General features: G+C 61.1%; 19 protein-coding genes. 13 read left to right on the forward strand and 6 right to left on the reverse strand.

What is annotated here, in order from left to right:
• Positions 1-12 precede the first annotated feature (12 nt).
• Genes O3W47_RS05180 through accB form a run of 5 tightly spaced genes read right to left on the reverse strand, consistent with a single transcriptional unit; the run spans position 13 to position 4,004 of the window.
• Positions 13-1,011: a biotin-dependent carboxyltransferase family protein gene (locus tag O3W47_RS05180; protein WP_269313140.1), complete on the reverse strand. Its 999-nt coding sequence runs from the start codon at positions 1,009-1,011 to the stop codon at positions 13-15.
• Positions 1,008-1,721, reverse strand: a complete 714-nt coding sequence (gene pxpB, locus O3W47_RS05185; protein WP_137453539.1) for a 5-oxoprolinase subunit PxpB — start codon at positions 1,719-1,721, stop codon at positions 1,008-1,010. The genes O3W47_RS05180 and pxpB overlap by 4 nt, the downstream gene beginning before the upstream one ends.
• Positions 1,718-2,155, reverse strand: coding sequence for an acetyl-CoA carboxylase biotin carboxyl carrier protein (locus tag O3W47_RS05190; RefSeq protein ID WP_269313141.1), 438 nt, complete (start codon positions 2,153-2,155; stop codon positions 1,718-1,720). The genes pxpB and O3W47_RS05190 overlap by 4 nt, the downstream gene beginning before the upstream one ends.
• Entirely contained in the window at positions 2,152-3,543 is a 1,392-nt protein-coding gene (accC, locus tag O3W47_RS05195) for an acetyl-CoA carboxylase biotin carboxylase subunit (protein ID WP_269313142.1), read from the reverse strand. Before accC ends, O3W47_RS05190 begins: the two co-directional genes overlap by 4 nt.
• Complete coding sequence (accB, locus tag O3W47_RS05200; RefSeq protein ID WP_080819625.1) at positions 3,540-4,004, reverse strand: acetyl-CoA carboxylase biotin carboxyl carrier protein; 465 nt, start codon at positions 4,002-4,004, stop codon at positions 3,540-3,542. Before accB ends, accC begins: the two co-directional genes overlap by 4 nt.
• Before the next feature lie 193 nt (positions 4,005-4,197).
• Between accB and O3W47_RS05205 the strand changes: the two genes are divergently transcribed.
• Positions 4,198-5,124 carry a DMT family transporter gene (locus tag O3W47_RS05205; RefSeq protein ID WP_137453543.1) on the forward strand — a complete coding sequence of 309 codons (927 nt, stop codon included), beginning with the start codon at positions 4,198-4,200 and terminating at the stop codon, positions 5,122-5,124.
• On the opposite strand, the gene O3W47_RS05210 is transcribed toward O3W47_RS05205, so the two are convergent.
• Positions 5,093-6,022 carry a DMT family transporter gene (locus O3W47_RS05210; protein WP_065656624.1) on the reverse strand — a complete coding sequence of 310 codons (930 nt, stop codon included), beginning with the start codon at positions 6,020-6,022 and terminating at the stop codon, positions 5,093-5,095. The two genes, O3W47_RS05205 and O3W47_RS05210, sit on opposite strands and share 32 nt — an antisense overlap.
• Before the next feature lie 197 nt (positions 6,023-6,219).
• Here O3W47_RS05210 and O3W47_RS05215 point away from each other — a divergent pair, with 197 nt between their 5' ends.
• The 12 genes from O3W47_RS05215 (at position 6,220) to O3W47_RS05270 (ending at position 16,856) form a co-directional block, all read left to right on the forward strand.
• Entirely contained in the window at positions 6,220-7,107 is an 888-nt protein-coding gene (locus O3W47_RS05215; RefSeq protein ID WP_269313143.1) for a LysR family transcriptional regulator, read from the forward strand.
• A 94-nt stretch (positions 7,108-7,201) separates the two neighbouring features.
• Positions 7,202-8,155: a tripartite tricarboxylate transporter substrate binding protein gene (locus tag O3W47_RS05220; protein WP_269313144.1), complete on the forward strand. Its 954-nt coding sequence runs from the start codon at positions 7,202-7,204 to the stop codon at positions 8,153-8,155.
• A gap of 96 nt (positions 8,156-8,251) precedes the next feature.
• Positions 8,252-8,920 (forward strand): 4-carboxy-4-hydroxy-2-oxoadipate aldolase/oxaloacetate decarboxylase, encoded by a 669-nt coding sequence (locus O3W47_RS05225; protein ID WP_269313145.1) that lies wholly within the window; start codon positions 8,252-8,254, stop codon positions 8,918-8,920.
• 72 nt (positions 8,921-8,992) lie between these two features.
• Entirely contained in the window at positions 8,993-9,445 is a 453-nt protein-coding gene (locus O3W47_RS05230; RefSeq protein WP_269313146.1) for a tripartite tricarboxylate transporter TctB family protein, read from the forward strand.
• Positions 9,442-10,953 carry a tripartite tricarboxylate transporter permease gene (locus tag O3W47_RS05235; RefSeq protein ID WP_269313147.1) on the forward strand — a complete coding sequence of 504 codons (1,512 nt, stop codon included), beginning with the start codon at positions 9,442-9,444 and terminating at the stop codon, positions 10,951-10,953. The genes O3W47_RS05230 and O3W47_RS05235 overlap by 4 nt, the downstream gene beginning before the upstream one ends.
• A gap of 41 nt (positions 10,954-10,994) precedes the next feature.
• Positions 10,995-11,981, forward strand: a complete 987-nt coding sequence (denD, locus tag O3W47_RS05240) for a D-erythronate dehydrogenase (RefSeq protein ID WP_269313148.1) — start codon at positions 10,995-10,997, stop codon at positions 11,979-11,981.
• Complete coding sequence (locus O3W47_RS05245; RefSeq protein ID WP_269313149.1) at positions 11,978-12,733, forward strand: SDR family oxidoreductase; 756 nt, start codon at positions 11,978-11,980, stop codon at positions 12,731-12,733. Before denD ends, O3W47_RS05245 begins: the two co-directional genes overlap by 4 nt.
• Positions 12,734-12,742: 9 nt before the next feature.
• Positions 12,743-13,678, forward strand: coding sequence for a 2-hydroxyacid dehydrogenase (locus O3W47_RS05250; RefSeq protein WP_269313150.1), 936 nt, complete (start codon positions 12,743-12,745; stop codon positions 13,676-13,678).
• 169 nt (positions 13,679-13,847) lie between these two features.
• Positions 13,848-14,633: an SDR family oxidoreductase gene (locus O3W47_RS05255; RefSeq protein WP_269313151.1), complete on the forward strand. Its 786-nt coding sequence runs from the start codon at positions 13,848-13,850 to the stop codon at positions 14,631-14,633.
• The gene (locus O3W47_RS05260; RefSeq protein WP_003519671.1) at positions 14,630-15,337 is read left to right on the forward strand and encodes an amino acid ABC transporter permease; all 708 of its coding nucleotides are present in this window, start codon (positions 14,630-14,632) and stop codon (positions 15,335-15,337) included. Before O3W47_RS05255 ends, O3W47_RS05260 begins: the two co-directional genes overlap by 4 nt.
• Complete coding sequence (locus O3W47_RS05265; RefSeq protein ID WP_035225052.1) at positions 15,334-16,095, forward strand: amino acid ABC transporter permease; 762 nt, start codon at positions 15,334-15,336, stop codon at positions 16,093-16,095. The genes O3W47_RS05260 and O3W47_RS05265 overlap by 4 nt, the downstream gene beginning before the upstream one ends.
• A complete protein-coding gene (locus tag O3W47_RS05270; RefSeq protein ID WP_065117269.1) occupies positions 16,092-16,856 on the forward strand; it encodes an amino acid ABC transporter ATP-binding protein in 765 nt (254 codons plus the stop codon). The genes O3W47_RS05265 and O3W47_RS05270 overlap by 4 nt, the downstream gene beginning before the upstream one ends.
• Positions 16,857-16,879: the final 23 nt, after the last annotated feature.

A 16,879-nucleotide genomic window follows, 5' to 3' on the forward strand; every position in this document is an offset into this window, starting at 1 on the left:
TGTTCTTCAGTATTATCGTTTTGTGAGCGTGCCGAGTGCGGCGGTGACCAGCGGCAGGGTTTTGCGGATATTGGCGAAATAGGCGTCGATCGCCTGCTCGACTTCCAGCGCCTCGCGCACCGTTGCCTGCACGAAACGGATGCGGCTGCCGATGCGCGCCTGTCCAAGCCGCCACAGATCGCTGTCGATGATACCGGCCATCTTCGGATAACCGCCGGCCGTGTTGGCGTCGCTCATCTGGATGATCGGCTCGCCGCCCGGCGGCACCTGAACAACACCCGGAATGACGCCATAGGAGCGCAACTCGACGGGAGCCGAAAGCGTTAGCGGCGTGCCGGCAAGCCGGTAGCCGGTGCGGTCGCTCTGCGAGGTGATTTTCCAGGCTTCGGACCAGAAACGTTCCGCACCTTCGCCGAAAAGATCGTGTTCGGCCGCAGGAATGGCTCTCAGCAGCAATTCGCCCTTGTCAGATACCGGAAACATGGCCGGCATCGCCTCGGCAAGCGGCACGACGCCGAGGCCGCCTGCCGGCAGCGCCGGTGGCTCGCACGGCAGAACGGACAGCCTGTCGCCGGTGGTGAGATGGCGTCCCTCATGGCCGCCGAAGGAGCCGCGAAGCGAGGTGCTTCGTGATCCCATGACCAGCGGCACGTCGACGCCGCCCTGAAGGCAGAGATAGGCGCGCGCATTTTTAAGCGGTGTCGAAAATTCGAGAATCTGACCCTTTTCTGCCCGCACACACCAGTAGGGCGGCAGATCCGCACCATCGAGCAGTGCGGCGCAGTCCGCACCGGTTACCGCGAAGGTCAATGCTTCTTCGAATTCGATGCGGAAAGGAAAGGTCTGGATTTCAATCGCGGCGGCATCCTCACCATTGCCGACGAGAATATTGCCGACCCTGAGCGCGATGGGGTCCATCGCGCCCGTGGCGGTGATGCCGATATTGCGGTAACCCGCGCGGCCGAGATCCTGGACGGTGTTCAGCGGTCCGCAGGCAAGAATATGGATCATAGTTCGATCCTTTCGGGAAGGAAACGAACACGGTCGCCGGGCGCCAGCACCGCAGGCTGTTCGGCGGTGGCGTCGAACATGGTGATTTCGGTGAAGCCCAGGGAATTCCAGCCATTCGGTCCGGTCAGAACCGAGATGCCGGATTGCATGCCGCCGATGGTCACCATGCCTTTGAGCATACGCAGCGACGGGACTTTCTTGCGTGGCATGAAAATGCGCGGATCGAGACCGCCGAGATAACCGAAGCCCGGCGCGCTGCCGACGGCAAAAACCGTATAGGTCCGCTCGAAATGCAGGCGCACGACCTCCTTGTCCGGCAGACCGGAATAATCGCAGATCGCCGCAAGGTCGATGGCGTGCTCGCCGCCATAGGTCGTCGGCACCTCGATGGTCTTGCCGAGAAGATCGAGTTCCGCAGTCCTTTGCCAGAGGTCGAGAAGCTCATCCTGCAAACGCCCGGCATCTTCAGGCGTGCCGCGCAGCACGATCAAGAGGTTGGTCATGCCGGGTATGAGTTCCAGCACGTCGGGGCGGTCCTTCAATGCGCGCGTCAGCGCCCAGATGCGCCGCTGGGCGGGCAGGTCCAGCTCGCCGGGCGCTTCGATCAGAAACGTCTTGTTGCCGATCATCGAGATTTTCGGCAGGCCCAGATGAGCGGGGGTGAGGTGGGGCGTTTTCAGCGGGAGGTTGCTCATCGACGTCACCATCATGTTTCGGTCTTGAGAAGGGTGGAGCCATAGCCGACAAGCGCGCCGGTTTCCGTCACGGTTTCGCTGACGGTGCCGGCTTTCTCGGCGATGACCGGAACAAGCACGGGGCCTGCTGCCACGAATGCGACGATCTCGCCTTTCGCTACGGATTGTCCTGCCCGAACCGCCCGGTCGGGGCGTTGCGGATGGGCTGCTGTGAAGATGCCGGCCATCGGTGCACGGGCAAGAATATCCGCCTTTACCGGCGCTTTGGCCGCTTCAATGGGCCGCTGTGCGGCAGGGGCCTGACCGCCTGCCATGGCGACGATCTTCAATGATCCATCCGGTGTCTCTATCTCGATGGCGGAGACGTTGTTGCGTTCGAGGTGAGCGGCAAGATCGGCAATCGCGCCGGTCTCGCTGTAGCGGGATATGGAAACAGGCTGTCGCTTCACTTTGCACTCCGCGCTGCAAGCCAATGCTCGAGGTAATGAATATCCGTGCCGCCTTCGGAAAAGGCCGGGTCCTGCAATATTTCCCGATGAAGCGGCAGGTTGGTGGAAACGCCTTCGATGCGCATTTCGCCAAGTGCGCGCCGCATGCGCAGGATCGCCTGCTCGCGGGTCGGCGCATGGACGATGAGCTTGGCAATCAGCGAATCGTAATGGGCGGAAACCCTGTAACCTGCCGTCACATGGGTATCGACCCGGACGCCGGGGCCGCCCGGCAGGTGAAGCGCCGTGATAAGGCCGGGGCAGGGAATGAAACTATAGGGGTCTTCGGCATTGATGCGGCATTCGATCGAGTGGCCTTCGCAGACGATATCCTCCTGCGAAATCTCAAGCGGATGGCCGAGCGCGACGAGAAGCTGCTGGCGCACCAGATCCACGCCCGAGGTCATTTCCGTGACCGGATGTTCGACCTGCAGGCGGGTATTCATCTCGATGAAATAGAATTCGCCATTCTCGTAAAGAAACTCGAAGGTGCCGACCCCGCGATAACCGATCTGGCTGCAGGCTTCGACACAGCGATTGCCGACGAATGCCGCGACATCCGGCGGGATGCCGATGGCCGGGCCTTCTTCGACGACCTTCTGGTGGCGGCGCTGCATGGAACAATCGCGCAGGCCCACCCAGACCCCGTTGCCCTGACCATCGCAGAGAACCTGAATTTCAACATGGCGCGGATGTTCGAGGAATTTCTCGATGTACAGTTCCGGCGTCCCGAAGGCCCGGCTCGCCTCCTCACGCGTGACGAGAACGGCATCCTGAAGGGCGGAGGCATCGCGCACAACGCGCATGCCGCGCCCACCACCACCGCCGGCCGCCTTGACGATGACGGGATAACCGATTTCGGCGGCGATTTTCGAGACTTCGGCCATGTCATCCGGCAGGGCGGAATCGGGGCCGGGAACGCAGGGCACGCCCGCCTCCACCATCGCCCGCTTCGCCGCGATCTTGTCACCCATGGTGCGGATGGCGTCGGCGCGCGGGCCGATGAAGACCGCCCCCGCCGCCTCCACGGCTTCTGAAAAAGATGCTCTTTCGGACAGAAAACCATAACCGGGGTGAACCGCGCCAGCGCCGGTCAGCTCCATCGCAAGCAGTATGGCCGGCGCGTTGAGATAGCTCTGGCTGGGCGAGGCCGGGCCGATGCAGATGGCGGTATCGGCCGTCTTCAGATAGTCGGCATCCTTATCGGCTTCCGAATAGATCATGACGGTCTTCAGGCCGAGTTCACGGCAGGCGCGCTGCACCCGCAAGGCAATCTCGCCGCGATTGGCGATCAGCACGCTGTCGAATGCTCTTGGCTCAGCCACCTTTGGGAGTGTCGCATCCATCATTCGAACTCCAGCACCGGCTGTCCGAGTTCGACGTCTTCGCCGTCATTGGCGATAAATCTGGCGATCCTTCCGCTTCGTTCGGCCCTCACGGTGTTGAATACTTTCATCGCCTCGATGATGAAGAGTTCCTGTCCTTCCTTCACCTCGTCGCCGGCTTCGGCGAAAGGCGCCGCGCCCGGGCTCGGGGCGCGATGGAAAAGGCCGAATGAGGGTGCTGCGACGATGCCGGATGAGGCCGGTGCGGCTGCGGCGGATGCGGGCGCCTGTTCTTCGGCGCGGGGTGTCTCGGATGCCGTTTCCGCCACCGCAACGGGCCGGGGCTGCGATGATGGCGCCCTCAGTGAAACGGCGCTGTTTTCACGAATGATCCGGACCGTGGTTCCCTCCTGGCTCACGGTCAATTCGGACACTCGCGAAGAGCCGACGAACTCGATCAGTTTCTTGATCTTTTCCAGATCCATATTGGTTTCCAACGTCTTTTTTGTCCCCACGGCGGCAGGCGAGCGGAGCGGAATCCGCACCCTGTCCATCAGCAATAGCTACCATGGGGGCGGGATTGATGGGGTCAGACGAAGTTCCTATGGACATTGCTTTGCGGTTTGATATCCCGCCGCCGCGTGGTGAAACGGTTCAAAGACTCCGAAGGAACGAACCATGGATTCCCGCAAAGGCATTCTCCTCAAAATCTCCGCAGCGCTCGCTCTGGTGCTGATGGGCGCCTGCATCAGCAGCCTCAGGGGCGAGATACCCATCGGGCAGGTGGTCTTCTTCAGATCGGCGGTGGCCATGCTGCCGCTCTGTCTGTGGATGGCGGTGCAGGGCGGTTTTCGAAGGCAGGTGGCAACCAGCCACATTGGCGGCCATCTGGTGCGGAGTTTTTCCGGCACCGGCGGCATGGTCTTCAGCTATCTGGCGCTGGCCTATATTCCGCTGGCCGACGCGACGGCTATCAGTTATGCGACACCGCTCTTCACCGTCATTCTGGCGGTGCTGCTTCTCAAGGAAGTCGTCAGGATTTACCGCTGGACGGCGGTGGTCGTCGGGCTCTGCGGCATCGTGCTGATCCTGTCGCCGCATTTTTCCTTCGATGTTTCGGATGTCGCTTCCGGTTCCGGCGTTGCCATGCTCGGCGGTCTGTTCGGCCTGGCGGCGGCTTTTTTCTCCGCCATATCGATGATCCAGATCCGGCATTTGACGCAGACGGAAAATACCGGCGCGATCATCTTCTATTTCACCCTGCTCACAACCGTCATTGGTTTCGCGAGCATCGGCATGGGCTGGAAAATGCCGACCGCGTGGCAATGGGCACTGCTGATCGGCACCGGTCTTATAGGCGGAACCGCGCAGATACTGGTGACGCTCAGCCTGCGTTATGCCGAGGCCTCGCTGCTGGCGCCGTTCGATTACACCACGATGATCTGGGCGCTGTTGATCGGTTACACCTTCATGGATCAGGTTCCGGCCCTGACGACCATTCTGGGGGCTTCTATCGTGGTTGCCGCCGGTTTGTTCACGCTGTGGCGGGAAAGGCGGCTGCACAGAAAGCGCGTCACGGAACAGCTGACGCTGTCGGCTCCCTGACGGCCTGTTTCGCCAGCCGGTTCTCGCGCCACATCGCAAAAAGCCCGGCGGCGATGACCGTCAAGGCGCCAATGATGGTCGCACCCGTCGGCACTTCGGCCATGAAGAGATAACCGAGGGCGATTGCCCATATCATGGTGGTGTAATCGAACGGCGCCAGCAGCGAGGCCTGGGCGTGGCGCAGGCTGAGCGTCATGGCGATCTGGCCGATGCCGCCGGCAAGGCCGCCGCCAGCGAGCAGCAGGAACTGGTGAAAATCCGGCATCTTCCATCCGAATCCGAGCGTGGCGAGACCGGCCACCACACCCGTCAGCGTATAGATGAGCACGATGCGCGACGGTTTTTCGATACTGTTCAGATGGCGAACGGCGATGGACGAAAAGGCGGCGCAAAGCGCACCGGTCAGCGCCAGTGCGGTTCCGATCATTGCAACGCCGTCGATCCGGGCGGGCCCTGATGCGGCATCAAAGACCAGATTGGGTGATAAGGTGATAAAGACGCCGATGAAGCCGGTGAGCACGGCGGACCATCGGTAAATCCGCACCTTTTCGCCCAAGAGCAGGGCTGCCAGCATGATGGTGAAAAGCGGCGTGGTGTAGCTCAACACTGTGACATTCACCAGTGGCAGATAGGCGAGCGCCAGAAAGCCGAAGAACATGCCGCCAAGCCCGGCCGAACTGCCCGCGAGCAGGCTGCCGATGTTTTTCGCGGCCGGCACGGTTATCCGCTCGGACGAGGCGATGAACCAGAGACAGAGGGGAATAAGGGCAAAAAATCCCCGGCAGAAGACAACTTCGCCCACCGGGATCGCCCCGTCCAGGCCCTTCACACAGGCGGACATGACTGTGAATGCCAGCATGGCCGTCAGCTTGAGCAAAATACCGGTCTTAGGATCCATCCCGCTCCCCATCACAGCCAGGACCGTGTCATGGGGAAGAAGCGGAGAAAAGCCTTAGCCGGCTGCCATAAGAATCTTGTCTTACCCCATCACTTGCCCCATTGCCCTCCTTCCGCGGAAAAGGGCTTTTGCCCTAGGTCATGGCGGCGATTTGGTGTCATGATCACCTCTTGAACTGGCGGGAGGTGGAAGCGGGCATGTTGGATTTGCGCAGGCTGCGATATCTGGTCGCGATTGCCGATTGCGGCTCAATGTCGGCTGCGGCGCGGCAGTTGGGGATAGCCCAGCCGGCGCTCAGCCACCACATCACGGAACTCGAACGGCTAGTGGGTTTTCCCGTGCTGCACCGGCTGGCGCGTGGCGTGAAGGCGACGGAGAGGGGTGAAGTGCTTCTCGCCCATGCACGCGAGATCACCGAGAAAGTTCGGCAGGCGGAGGCGGAAATTCGCGCCATGGCCTATCTGGATGAGCGGGTGATCCGGCTGAGCCTCATCCCCTCCTGGGCGACGGCCTTTGCACCAAGCATCATCAGCGAGGTTGCCGCTTCGATGCCCAAGGTTTCGCTTCGGCTGATAGAGGCGCGCAATGATGAATCGCTGCGCCTCATTCGTCTTGGCAAGGTGGATATGGCGGTTGCGCTTGTCGGTGCGGAAGAGAAGGCCGACGATCTCATCGTCAAGGAGAGCTTGTTTGCAGTCTCCTCAAGGCCACTCGGCCGGTCGATGCCGCTTGAGGCTGCGGCTAAGCTCAATCTGATCCTGCCGCCGAGGGATAATCCGCTGCGCGCGTCGATAGACGAGGCCGCCACCCGCGCCGGTATTGGCCTGAATGTGACGATGGAGATAGACGGGCAGGATACGATCAAACGTGCCGTCGGCGCGGGCATCGGTGCGACGATCCTGTCATGGAATTCGGTTCAGCAGGAGCAGGAGGCCGGCCAGCTTCAGGCCGCGCATATAACCGATCCGGTTATTTATCGCTCCATCCATCTGCTGAAGGGCAGGGAGGTGGATGAGCGCACCTTCAGGCTGTTTCGGGACCTGCTGCGGTCGGTCGCAAGGCGCGAACCCTCTTTCAACCCATAAAAGATTTGTATGGGTAGTTTGAAAACTCGGTATTTGTGTTGTTGATGGCTTGTTCCTAGCCTCCCCGGTGAAAGCGTATCGGGGAGGAAAAGATATGCGTTTGAAGACATCTCTGTTTGGCATGCTGGCGGCTGCGGGAATCCTTGCTGCGGGAGGGGCGGCTGCGGAATATCCGGAGCGGCCGGTGACGCTGGTCATCGGTTATCCGGCCGGCGGCGGCACCGATATCCAGTCGCGGGCGCTGGTGCCTTATCTTGAAAAATATCTCGGCACATCGGTCGTGGTGGAAAACCGCGAAGGTGCCGGCGGGCTGATCGGCGCAACCTATATCGCCAATGCCAAGCCTGATGGCTACACCATCGGCGCTCTGAATTTTCCGTCCATGTATTCGCCGATCGTGCAGGGCAATGCCAGCTACAAGGAGGATGCCTTCACGCCGCTCGCAAACCAGATCGGCGGCGATCTGGCGCTGACCGTCAACAAGGTGTCGCCGATCAAGACCGCCAGGGAATTCGTCGAGGCGGCCAAGGCTAATCCGGTCGTCGTCGGCGTGACGGGCATCGGCCATCCGAGCCAGATCACTGCTTTGCTGTTCGAAGAGGCGGCGGGCGTGAAGCTCAATTTCGTGCCCTTCAATGGCGGCGGCCCGGCAAGGCTCGCCATGCTTGGCAACCACGTCACGCTCGGTTTCATGAACCTCAACGAGGTTTTTGCCGACAATCGTTCCGGCGCACTTCGTGTACTGGCCACATCAGGTACCGAGCGCTCGCCGCTGTCGCCTGACGTGCCGACCTTCAAGGAAGCCGGCTACGATGTTCAGTTCAGCCTGCTTGCCGGTTTCGGTGCGCCGAAAGGTCTGCCGGCGGATGTGGAGGCAAAGTTGGTCGATGCCTTCCAGAAGGCGCTGAAGGATCCGGATTATCTTGCCGACGCCAAGAAGCGCGAACTGACCACGCTGCCGCTGACCCAGGCCGAATTTGCCGACGCGCTCAAGAAGGGCAACGCCAATCTGGCCGAGCTCTGGAAAAGCAAGCCCTGGACAAAATAAGCGGCCGGCACCGACCGCTTCTCTCATCTCCAATGAAAATGACGCTTGGGCCGCTTTTGGCCCAGGCATGACCCACTGTTGAAAGGAATCCGGCCAATGGCCCATGTCATCCGCAATTTCCAGCGCCCTTCCAAAGCCGATATCGAGGCGATCAGCAAATTCAGCCCCGCCACCATTCATGAGGCGCAGGGCAAGCTCGGCGCTCTCGATTATCGTATCAAGCCGATCAAGCCCGGCCTGAAAATCTGCGGCCCGGCGATCACCGCGAAATGCCATATCGGCGACAATCTGATGATTTTCGAAGCCATCAATCTGGCAAAGCCCGGTGATGTGCTGGTCATCGATGGCGGTGACAATCCCAATCAGGGCGGCTTTGGCGATGTGCTGGCTGCCGCCTGCATCGGCAAGGGCATTGTCGGCTTCGTGGTCAGCGCCGCCGTGCGTGATGGCAAGGGGCTGCGCGAGATCGGCTTCCCCGTGTTTTCGCTCGGCCTTTGCATGAAGGGCACCTCCAAGGACACGCTCGGCACCATCAACCATCCGGTGGTGGTTGGCGGCGAATTGATCAGCCCCGGCGATATCGTCTGCGGTGATGATGACGGCGTTGTCGTCGTTCGCGAGAGCGATATCCCGAAACTCGTCAATGCCTGCCGGGAGCGCGACGATCACGAGAACCACATGATGGAACTGCACCGTCAGGGCAAGATGGATATCGAGGATCGCTACGAAATGATGCGCTCGAAGGGATGTGTCTGGGCCGACTGAGCGAGTGTTTCGATATCTGAATACGCCGTGTCGGGAGGCGCGGCGTATTCTCAATGTGGAGGGGAGATAATCATGGCCGAACACGGCTCGAAACTGACGGCGAATATTCTGTCCGGGGCTTTCTTTCTGGTGGCTGCCGCCGGGCTTTATTACGGCGCGCGGCCGCTGAGCATGGGCACTAATTTCCAGCCCGGACCTGGCTATATGCCGACGGTCATCGCGGCTTTGATGTTCTCACTCGGCATCGCGCTGCTTTTGCAGGATTTACTGGGAAAGACACCGTCCGAAGCCTGGGTGGCGCCGAAAATGCGTCCGTTTCTGGCGGTCGCCGGCATTGTCGGTTTTGCGCTGCTGATCGAGCCATTGGGCTTCATCGCCGCCGCTTTCGTGCTGATCGTGCTCGCCTGCATCGCCTATGGCAAGATCCGGCCGGTTGAAGTTTTGCTGCTTTCGGCAGTGCTCATCCTTGCCTGCATCCTCATTTTCGTTGTCGGCCTCGGACAGAGGATACCGCTGCTGCCATGACCGATCTTCTTTCCAATATCATCCTCGGTTTCGGTGTGGCCGTCACGCCGGTAAACCTTTTCTACTGCCTGCTTGGCGTCACGCTCGGCACGATGATCGGCATCCTGCCGGGCATCGGCCCTTCCGCCACCGTCGCGCTGCTTCTGCCCATCACCTATACGATGCCGGATACGGCGGCGCTGATCATGCTCGCGGGCATTTTTTATGGCGCGCAATATGGCGGCTCGACAACGGCGATCCTCGTCAACCTGCCGGGCGAATCCTCGTCCGTCGTCACCTGCATCGATGGTTATGCAATGGCCCGCCAGGGAAGGGCGGGTGTGGCGCTGGCCACGGCGGCGCTCGGGTCGTTTTTTGCCGGCACGGTGGCGACGGTCTTGATCGTCGTTGTCGCAAAGCCGCTTTCTGCCGTTGCGCTCGCCTTCGGGCCGGCCGATTATTTCAGTCTCGTGATCTTCGGGTTGCTGTTTGCCGTGTTCCTGTCGAGCGGATCACCGGTCAAGGCCGTCGGCATGGTCGCCTTCGGTGTCGCCCTCAGCCTCGTCGGCATAGATCCGACTTCCGGGGAGCAAAGATTTACCTTCGGCATGGCGGAACTGTTCGACGGTATCGACTTCGTCGTGCTGGCCATCGGGTTGCTCGGCGTCAGCGAAATTCTCTTCAACCTGCAGCAGGGCGTGGAGCGGGATGCAGGGGCGGCAAAGACCGGATCGCTGATGCCGACCCGGCAGGATTTCAAGCAGGCCTTTCCCGCTGTGTTGCGCGGCACCGCGCTCGGCTCCTTCCTCGGCGTGCTGCCCGGTGGTGGTGCGATCATGAGTTCGTTCGCGAGTTATGCGCTGGAACGCAAGATCGCCAAGGACCCGTCCCGGTTTGGCAAGGGCGCAATCGAAGGGCTGGCGGGGCCGGAAAGCGCCAATAATGCCGGTGCGCAGACTTCCTTCATTCCGCTTCTGACGCTCGGCATTCCCGCCAATGGACTGATGGCGCTGATGGTAGGCGCGATGATGATCCAGGGCATTACACCGGGACCTGAAGTCATGCAGTCGCGGCCAGACCTTTTCTGGGGGCTGATCGCCAGCATGTGGGTGGGCAATCTTTTACTCCTAGTGCTGAACCTGCCGTTGATCGGCATCTGGGTTCGCCTTCTCGGCATTCCCTACCGGTTTTTGTGCCCTGCCATTTTGATGTTCTGCGCCATCGGCGCCTATGGCCTGTCCTACAGCGTCGTCGATGTTCTGTTCTGCGCGGTCTTCGGCATCGTCGGCTTCTTCCTGCGCAAGATCGGCTGTGAGCCAGCGCCGCTGGTGCTGGGCTTCGTGCTCGGTCCGCTTCTGGAACAGAACATGCGCCTCGGGCTGCTGATCTCGCAGGGTAGTTTTTCGACATTCGTCACCCATCCGATCAGCGCCACCCTGCTCGCTTTGTCTGCCATCGTCGTCATCATGATGGCGATGCCGGCGATCATGCGCCGCCGCGAAGTGGTGTTTCAGGGTGACGACGACTGACGATCAATCGAGCCGGCGCCGCCGCCAAACAAAGGTGAAACATGCATATTCTGATAATCGGCGCGGCCGGAATGATCGGCCGTAAATTGACGCAACGCCTTACCGCGGACGGAACGCTTGGCGGTGTGAAGATCAGCCAAATGACGCTGACGGATGTTTTCGAGCCGGTTGCGCCAAAAGGTTTTGGCGGCACGGTGACCCTCGAGCGTAGCGATCTGTCGAACGCCGGCGTCGCCGAAAAGCTGATCGCAAAACGGCCGGATGTGATCTTCAATCTCGCCGCCGTGGTTTCGGGCGAGGCGGAGGCCGATTTCGAGAAGGGCTATCGCATCAATCTCGATGGCGGACGTTCGCTGTTCGAAGCCATTCGTCTGGAGCATCAGAAGGACGGATACCGGCCGCGCGTGGTGTTCTGCTCGTCGCTCGCCGTGTTCGGCTCGCCATTCCCGAAGGTGATCGGCGATGAGTTCCTGACGGCTCCGCTGACCAGCTACGGTACGCAGAAGGCGATCGTGGAGCTTTTGCTCGCGGATTATAGCCGTCGCGGTTTCTTCGATGGCGTCAGCATCCGCCTGCCCACCATCTGCATCCGCCCCGGCAAGCCGAATGCGGCCGCCTCCGGCTTCTTCTCCAATATTCTGCGCGAACCGCTGGTCGGCCAGCAAGCGGTGCTGCCCGTTGCCGATACCGTACGCCACTGGTTCGCCAGCCCGCGTTCGGCCGTCGCCTTCCTGCTGCGCGCCGCGACCGTCGATCTTTCCGGGCTTGGCGTTCGCCGCAATCTCATCATGCCGGGGCTTTCGGCCACGGTGGCCGATGAAATCGAGGCCCTGCGCGCCTTCGCCGGCGAAAAAGCGGTGGCGCTTATCAAGCGTGTTCCCGACGAGCGGATCATCCGGATCGTCGACGGCTGGGCCGAGGATTACGATCCGCAGCTCGCTCTGTCGCTCGGCTTCCGGGCGGAAACATCCTTCGCCGAAATCATTCAGGCGCATGTGGAAGATGAGCTGGAGGGGAAAGCAGCATGAGCAATGGAAAGATCGCGCTCGTTACGGGCGGAGGAACAGGAGTCGGCAAGGCGATTGCCGAGGCGCTTCTGGAAGATGGTTACAGCGTTGCGATCACAGGGCGGCGGCGTGAGGTTCTGGACGCCGCTGTCGGCGAATGGCGCGAACATCGAGACCGCGTTCTGGCCGTCGCGGCAGATATTTCCGTTCCGGCCAATGTCGAACGGCTGTTTGCGGAGGTCACCGACCGTTTCGGCCGTCTCGATCTTCTGGTCAACAACGCCGGCATGTCGGCACCGGCGGTCCATATCGAAGACGTGCCGTTCGAAACCTGGAACACGGTGGTCGGGGCCAACCTCACTGGCGCTTTCCTCTGCACGCAGGCGGCGTTTCGCCAGATGAAAGCGCAGTCACCACAAGGCGGGCGCATCATCAATAATGGCTCGATTTCGGCCACCACGCCGCGTCCGCGTTCGGCGCCCTATACCGCGACCAAACACGCGATCACCGGCCTTACCAAGTCGGCCGCGCTGGATGGCAGGGCATTCAACATTGCCTGCGGGCAGATCGATATCGGTAATGCCAGCACCGAGATGACCCGCGCCATGGCGACCGGCGTGTTGCAGGCGGATGGCAGCACCGCCATTGAGCCGACCATCGACGCCGGCATCGTCGCCAAGGCCGTGGTGCACATGGCCTCGCTGCCACTTGAGGCGAATGTGCTGACCATGACCGTGATGGCGAGCGGCATGCCTTTTGTCGGTCGTGGGTAAGGAGTGCGCATGAAGCCCGATCTTCTGCAAACCTACCCGCTTCAGCCACAGATAGAAGCCGAACTGCAAAAGCGCTTCCGGGTCCATCGCTGGCACGAAATATCTGACAAACAGGCGTTTCTGCAGGCGGAGGCGGCTTCGATAAAGGCTGTCGTCACCGGCGGTCATATCGGCCTTGCCCCTGATCTCGCCGCCTGCCTGCCCGCTCTCGAAATCGTCGCCATCAACGGCGTCGGTTTTGACAAGGTCGATCTCGATCAGGCCCGCGCGCGCGGCTTCAGGGTGACGAACACACCGGACGTGCTGACCGAGGACGTCGCCGATCTCGCCATCGGCCTCTCCATCATGCTGCTGCGTCAGCTCGTCAGCGCAGATCACCATGTCCGCTCGGGAGAGTGGAAAAAAGCCGAGATGCCGCTTGGCAACAAGGTCTCGCGGCGGCGTTACGGGATTTACGGGCTTGGCCGCATAGGCCGCGCCATCGCGGCGCGGCTGGAAGCCTTCGACGCGGAGATTTCCTATTTCAGCCGGCGGAAACAGGACGTTGCCTATGGCTATCATTCAACGGCTGTGTCGCTCGCAAGCGCCTGCGATGTCCTGATCGTCGCGGCGGCGGCGACGTCGGAGACCAGACACGCGATCAACCGCGAGGTGCTGGTGGCGCTGGGGCCGGACGGCGTGCTCGTCAATGTCGCCAGAGGATCGCTGGTGGATGAAAAGGCGCTGGTCGATATTCTGATGGCAGGCGGGCTGAAGGGTGCGGCGCTCGATGTCTTCGAGAACGAGCCGCATGTTCCCGAAGCGCTGATCGGCATGCGCAATGTCGTTCTCGCCCCGCATATCGGCGCTGCGACCCATGAGACGCGGCTTCAGATGGGCGCTCTGGTTCTCGCCAATCTGGATGCGCATTTCGCAGGACAGGACCTGCCGACGGCCGTGGTCTAGAATGTGCCGGTGGCCGGTATGGGGGATGCATGCCCCGCCGGCCGGATTGCCGCATCGCTGAAAGTGGTGCAATCCCCATCCATACAAGTTGCTTATTACTCCAAAAAAAATCGGTCTTAGGCAAGCGATGAAAGCTTCACTAATGTTTGCTCAACGATAGGGGACAAACATGCCATTCTCAGACTACAAGACCGCACTCGTAACCGGCGCATCTTCCGGCATTGGCGCCGCGGTCGTTGAGCGCCTTTGCCGCGAAGGGCTGGAAGTGCATGCGGTTGCCAGAAGCGCGGATGCTCTCAACAAGCTGGCGAAGCGCACGGGCTGCTTCGCCCATGCCATCGATGTGACGGACCGGTCGGCGCTTGCAAAGCTGACGAGCGAAGTTGCGTTCGATGTTCTCGTGAACAATGCCGGCGTCGACCGCCCGAAGAAGTTTCTGGAAGCGGATGAGAGTGATATCGACCTCCTGATCGATGTGAACCTGCGCGCCGTGCTGCATCTTTGCCGCATGGTGGTGCCGGGCATGGTGGCGCGCGATCGCGGCCATGTCATCAACATTTCCTCCATTGCCGGAAATTATAATTTCGGCGGCAATTCCACCTATCATGCCAGCAAGGCCGGCGTGGCGATGCTGTCCAACCAGCTGCGCATCGATGCTTTCGGCAAACGCGTGCGGGTGACGGAAATCTGCCCCGGCCGTGTCGCGACCGATATTTTCAACCATGTGCATGGCGATGACCCGAGCATTCGCGAACGTTTCATCGATGGTTTCGAACTGCCGCAAGCATCCGATATCGCCGATGCGATTGCGTTTGCCATCGCCGCACCCGTTGCCATGAATATCGGCCACATGGAAATTACCCCGACGCTTCAGGTCATGGGCGGGCTGCAGACGGCCAAGCCCCAGACCTCTGAAAAGGTCGCGGCGGGCGGAGCCGGAGGAAAAGTCGCGTGAGCGGTTTTGACCTCGGCGCAATCTTGAACAATGCGGACTATGTCTCGATGCTTCTGCATGGCATCCAGATGACGTTCATCATCTATGCCGGCTCGTGGCTGCTCGCCATGTCGCTCGCCATCGTGCTTCTCGCCATCCGCCTCTCGCCCTTCCGCTTCGGCGATCCGCTGGTGGCGGCCTATGTGTCCTATCACCGCAACGTGCCGACGCTGGTGCAGCTGATGCTCTGGTATTTCGGCGTGTTCACGCTGCTGCCGAGCGGGCTGGCCAGCTGGCTTTCCAGCCACAATGCGGAAGCGATCTTCGCCATTATCGGCCTTGGCCTCTGTCAGGCGGCCTATTTCAGCGAGGATCTGCGTTCGGGCGTTCGCTCCATCAATCCCGGCCAGATGGAGGCGGCGCGTGCGCTCGGGCATAGCTATGTCTCGGCCATGCGGTTCGTCATCATGCCGCAGGGCGTTCGCAACGCACTGCCGCCGCTCATCAACCACAGCACCTCGCTTTTCAAGAACAGCAGTCTCGGCGTTCTGATCGGCGCACCGGAACTGACCCATGCGGTCAAGGAAGTCGAAAATCTGAGTTTCCGGACGTTTGAGGTCTATCTGGTCGCCACCGTGCTTTATCTTTTCTTCTCGCTGCTGATCATGGGTCTCGGAGCCTATATCTCCATGCGTGCCGATCCTCTGCGGAGGGCGCGGGCATGATTCACGACATGATCGCAATCATCCAGGATTACTGGCTGCTGCTCCTGATCGGCCAATATCCCAACGGTCCGCTCGGAGGCCTTGCCAACACGCTCATCCTGTCGGCGCTCAGCATCGCGCTCGCCTTTCCCGTCAGCATCCTGATGGCGCTGGCGCGGCTGTCGAAATGGCGGGCCCTGCGCTGGCCGGTGACCGCGGTGGTCTATTTCACCCGTGGCGTGCCGCTGCTGATGCTCATTCTCTGGAGCTATTTTCTCGTTCCGCTCTGGACCGGCGCCGATGTGCCGAGCTTCGTGACGATGCTGACCACGCTCGTCATCTATCAGGGCGCCTTCATGAGCGAAGTCGTCCGCGCCGGCATCGTGTCGCTGGGCACGGGGCAGATGGATGCGGCACGCGCGCTCGGCCACGGTTATTTCGGTGCAATGCGTTATGTCATCCTGCCGCAGGCGCTCTACAACATGATCCCGAGCCTGATCTCGACTTTCGTATCCACCATCAAGGATACGACGCTCGGTTACGTCATCAATGTGCCTGATCTGACCTTTGCGGCAAACCAGGTGAACAACCAGCTTCTGACCCAGCCCTTCCAGGTCTTCCTCATTCTGGCGCTGGTTTATTACATCATCTGCTGGTCGCTCACCCATGTCGCCAATCTTCTCGAGCGGCGTATCGCCCGCCGCCGGGCCGGCCCGCGCGGCAAGCTCGCCGCAGACACGGCACCGGCCCCCGCCAATATCGCTACGGAGCAGCTATGACCGCGCCAGTTTCCGCCACTCAGGACTATACCATCACGCTTTCGCAGGTCTGCAAAAGCTATGGCGATTATCAGGTGCTCAAGGATGTCAACGAAAACGTCACCCGTGGCGAGGTCGTTGTCATCTGCGGGCCGTCGGGCTCCGGCAAGTCCACCCTCATCCGCACGATCAACCGTCTGGAAGAGATCAGCAGCGGGTCGATCATGCTGGACGGCAGGAACATCCATGCCCAGATGCGCGCAAAGGAGCTGAATGCGCTGCGCAGCCGGGTCGGGTTCGTCTTCCAGAGCTTCAACCTCTTCCCGCATCTTTCGGTGGTGGAAAATGTCTCCATGTCGCCGATCCGGGTGAAGGGCGTTGCTCCCGCGGTCGCCCATGACAAGGCGCTGAAACTTCTCGATCGCGTTGGCCTGGCCGACAAGGCCAGCTCCTACCCGGCCCAGCTCTCCGGCGGCCAGCAGCAGCGCGTCGCCATCGCGCGGGCGCTTGCCATGGAACCGCCGGTCATGTTGTTCGACGAACCGACGTCTGCGCTCGACCCGGAAATGGTCGGCGAAGTGCTCGCTGTCATGAAGAGCCTCGCTGCCGAAGGCATGACGATGCTCTGCGTCACCCATGAAATGGGCTTTGCCCGTGAAGTGGCCGACCGCATCTGGTTCATCGACGCCGGGCGCATTCTCGAAACCGCCAAACCAGACGAGTTTTTCAAAAATCCGCAACACCCGCGTGCCCAGCGTTTTCTCGCTGATCTCAGGCACTAGGGCGGAGCTGGCGACAAATATGA

Source organism: Agrobacterium sp. LMR679, assembly GCF_027157905.1.
GTDB classification, from domain to species: domain Bacteria; phylum Pseudomonadota; class Alphaproteobacteria; order Rhizobiales; family Rhizobiaceae; genus Agrobacterium; species Agrobacterium leguminum.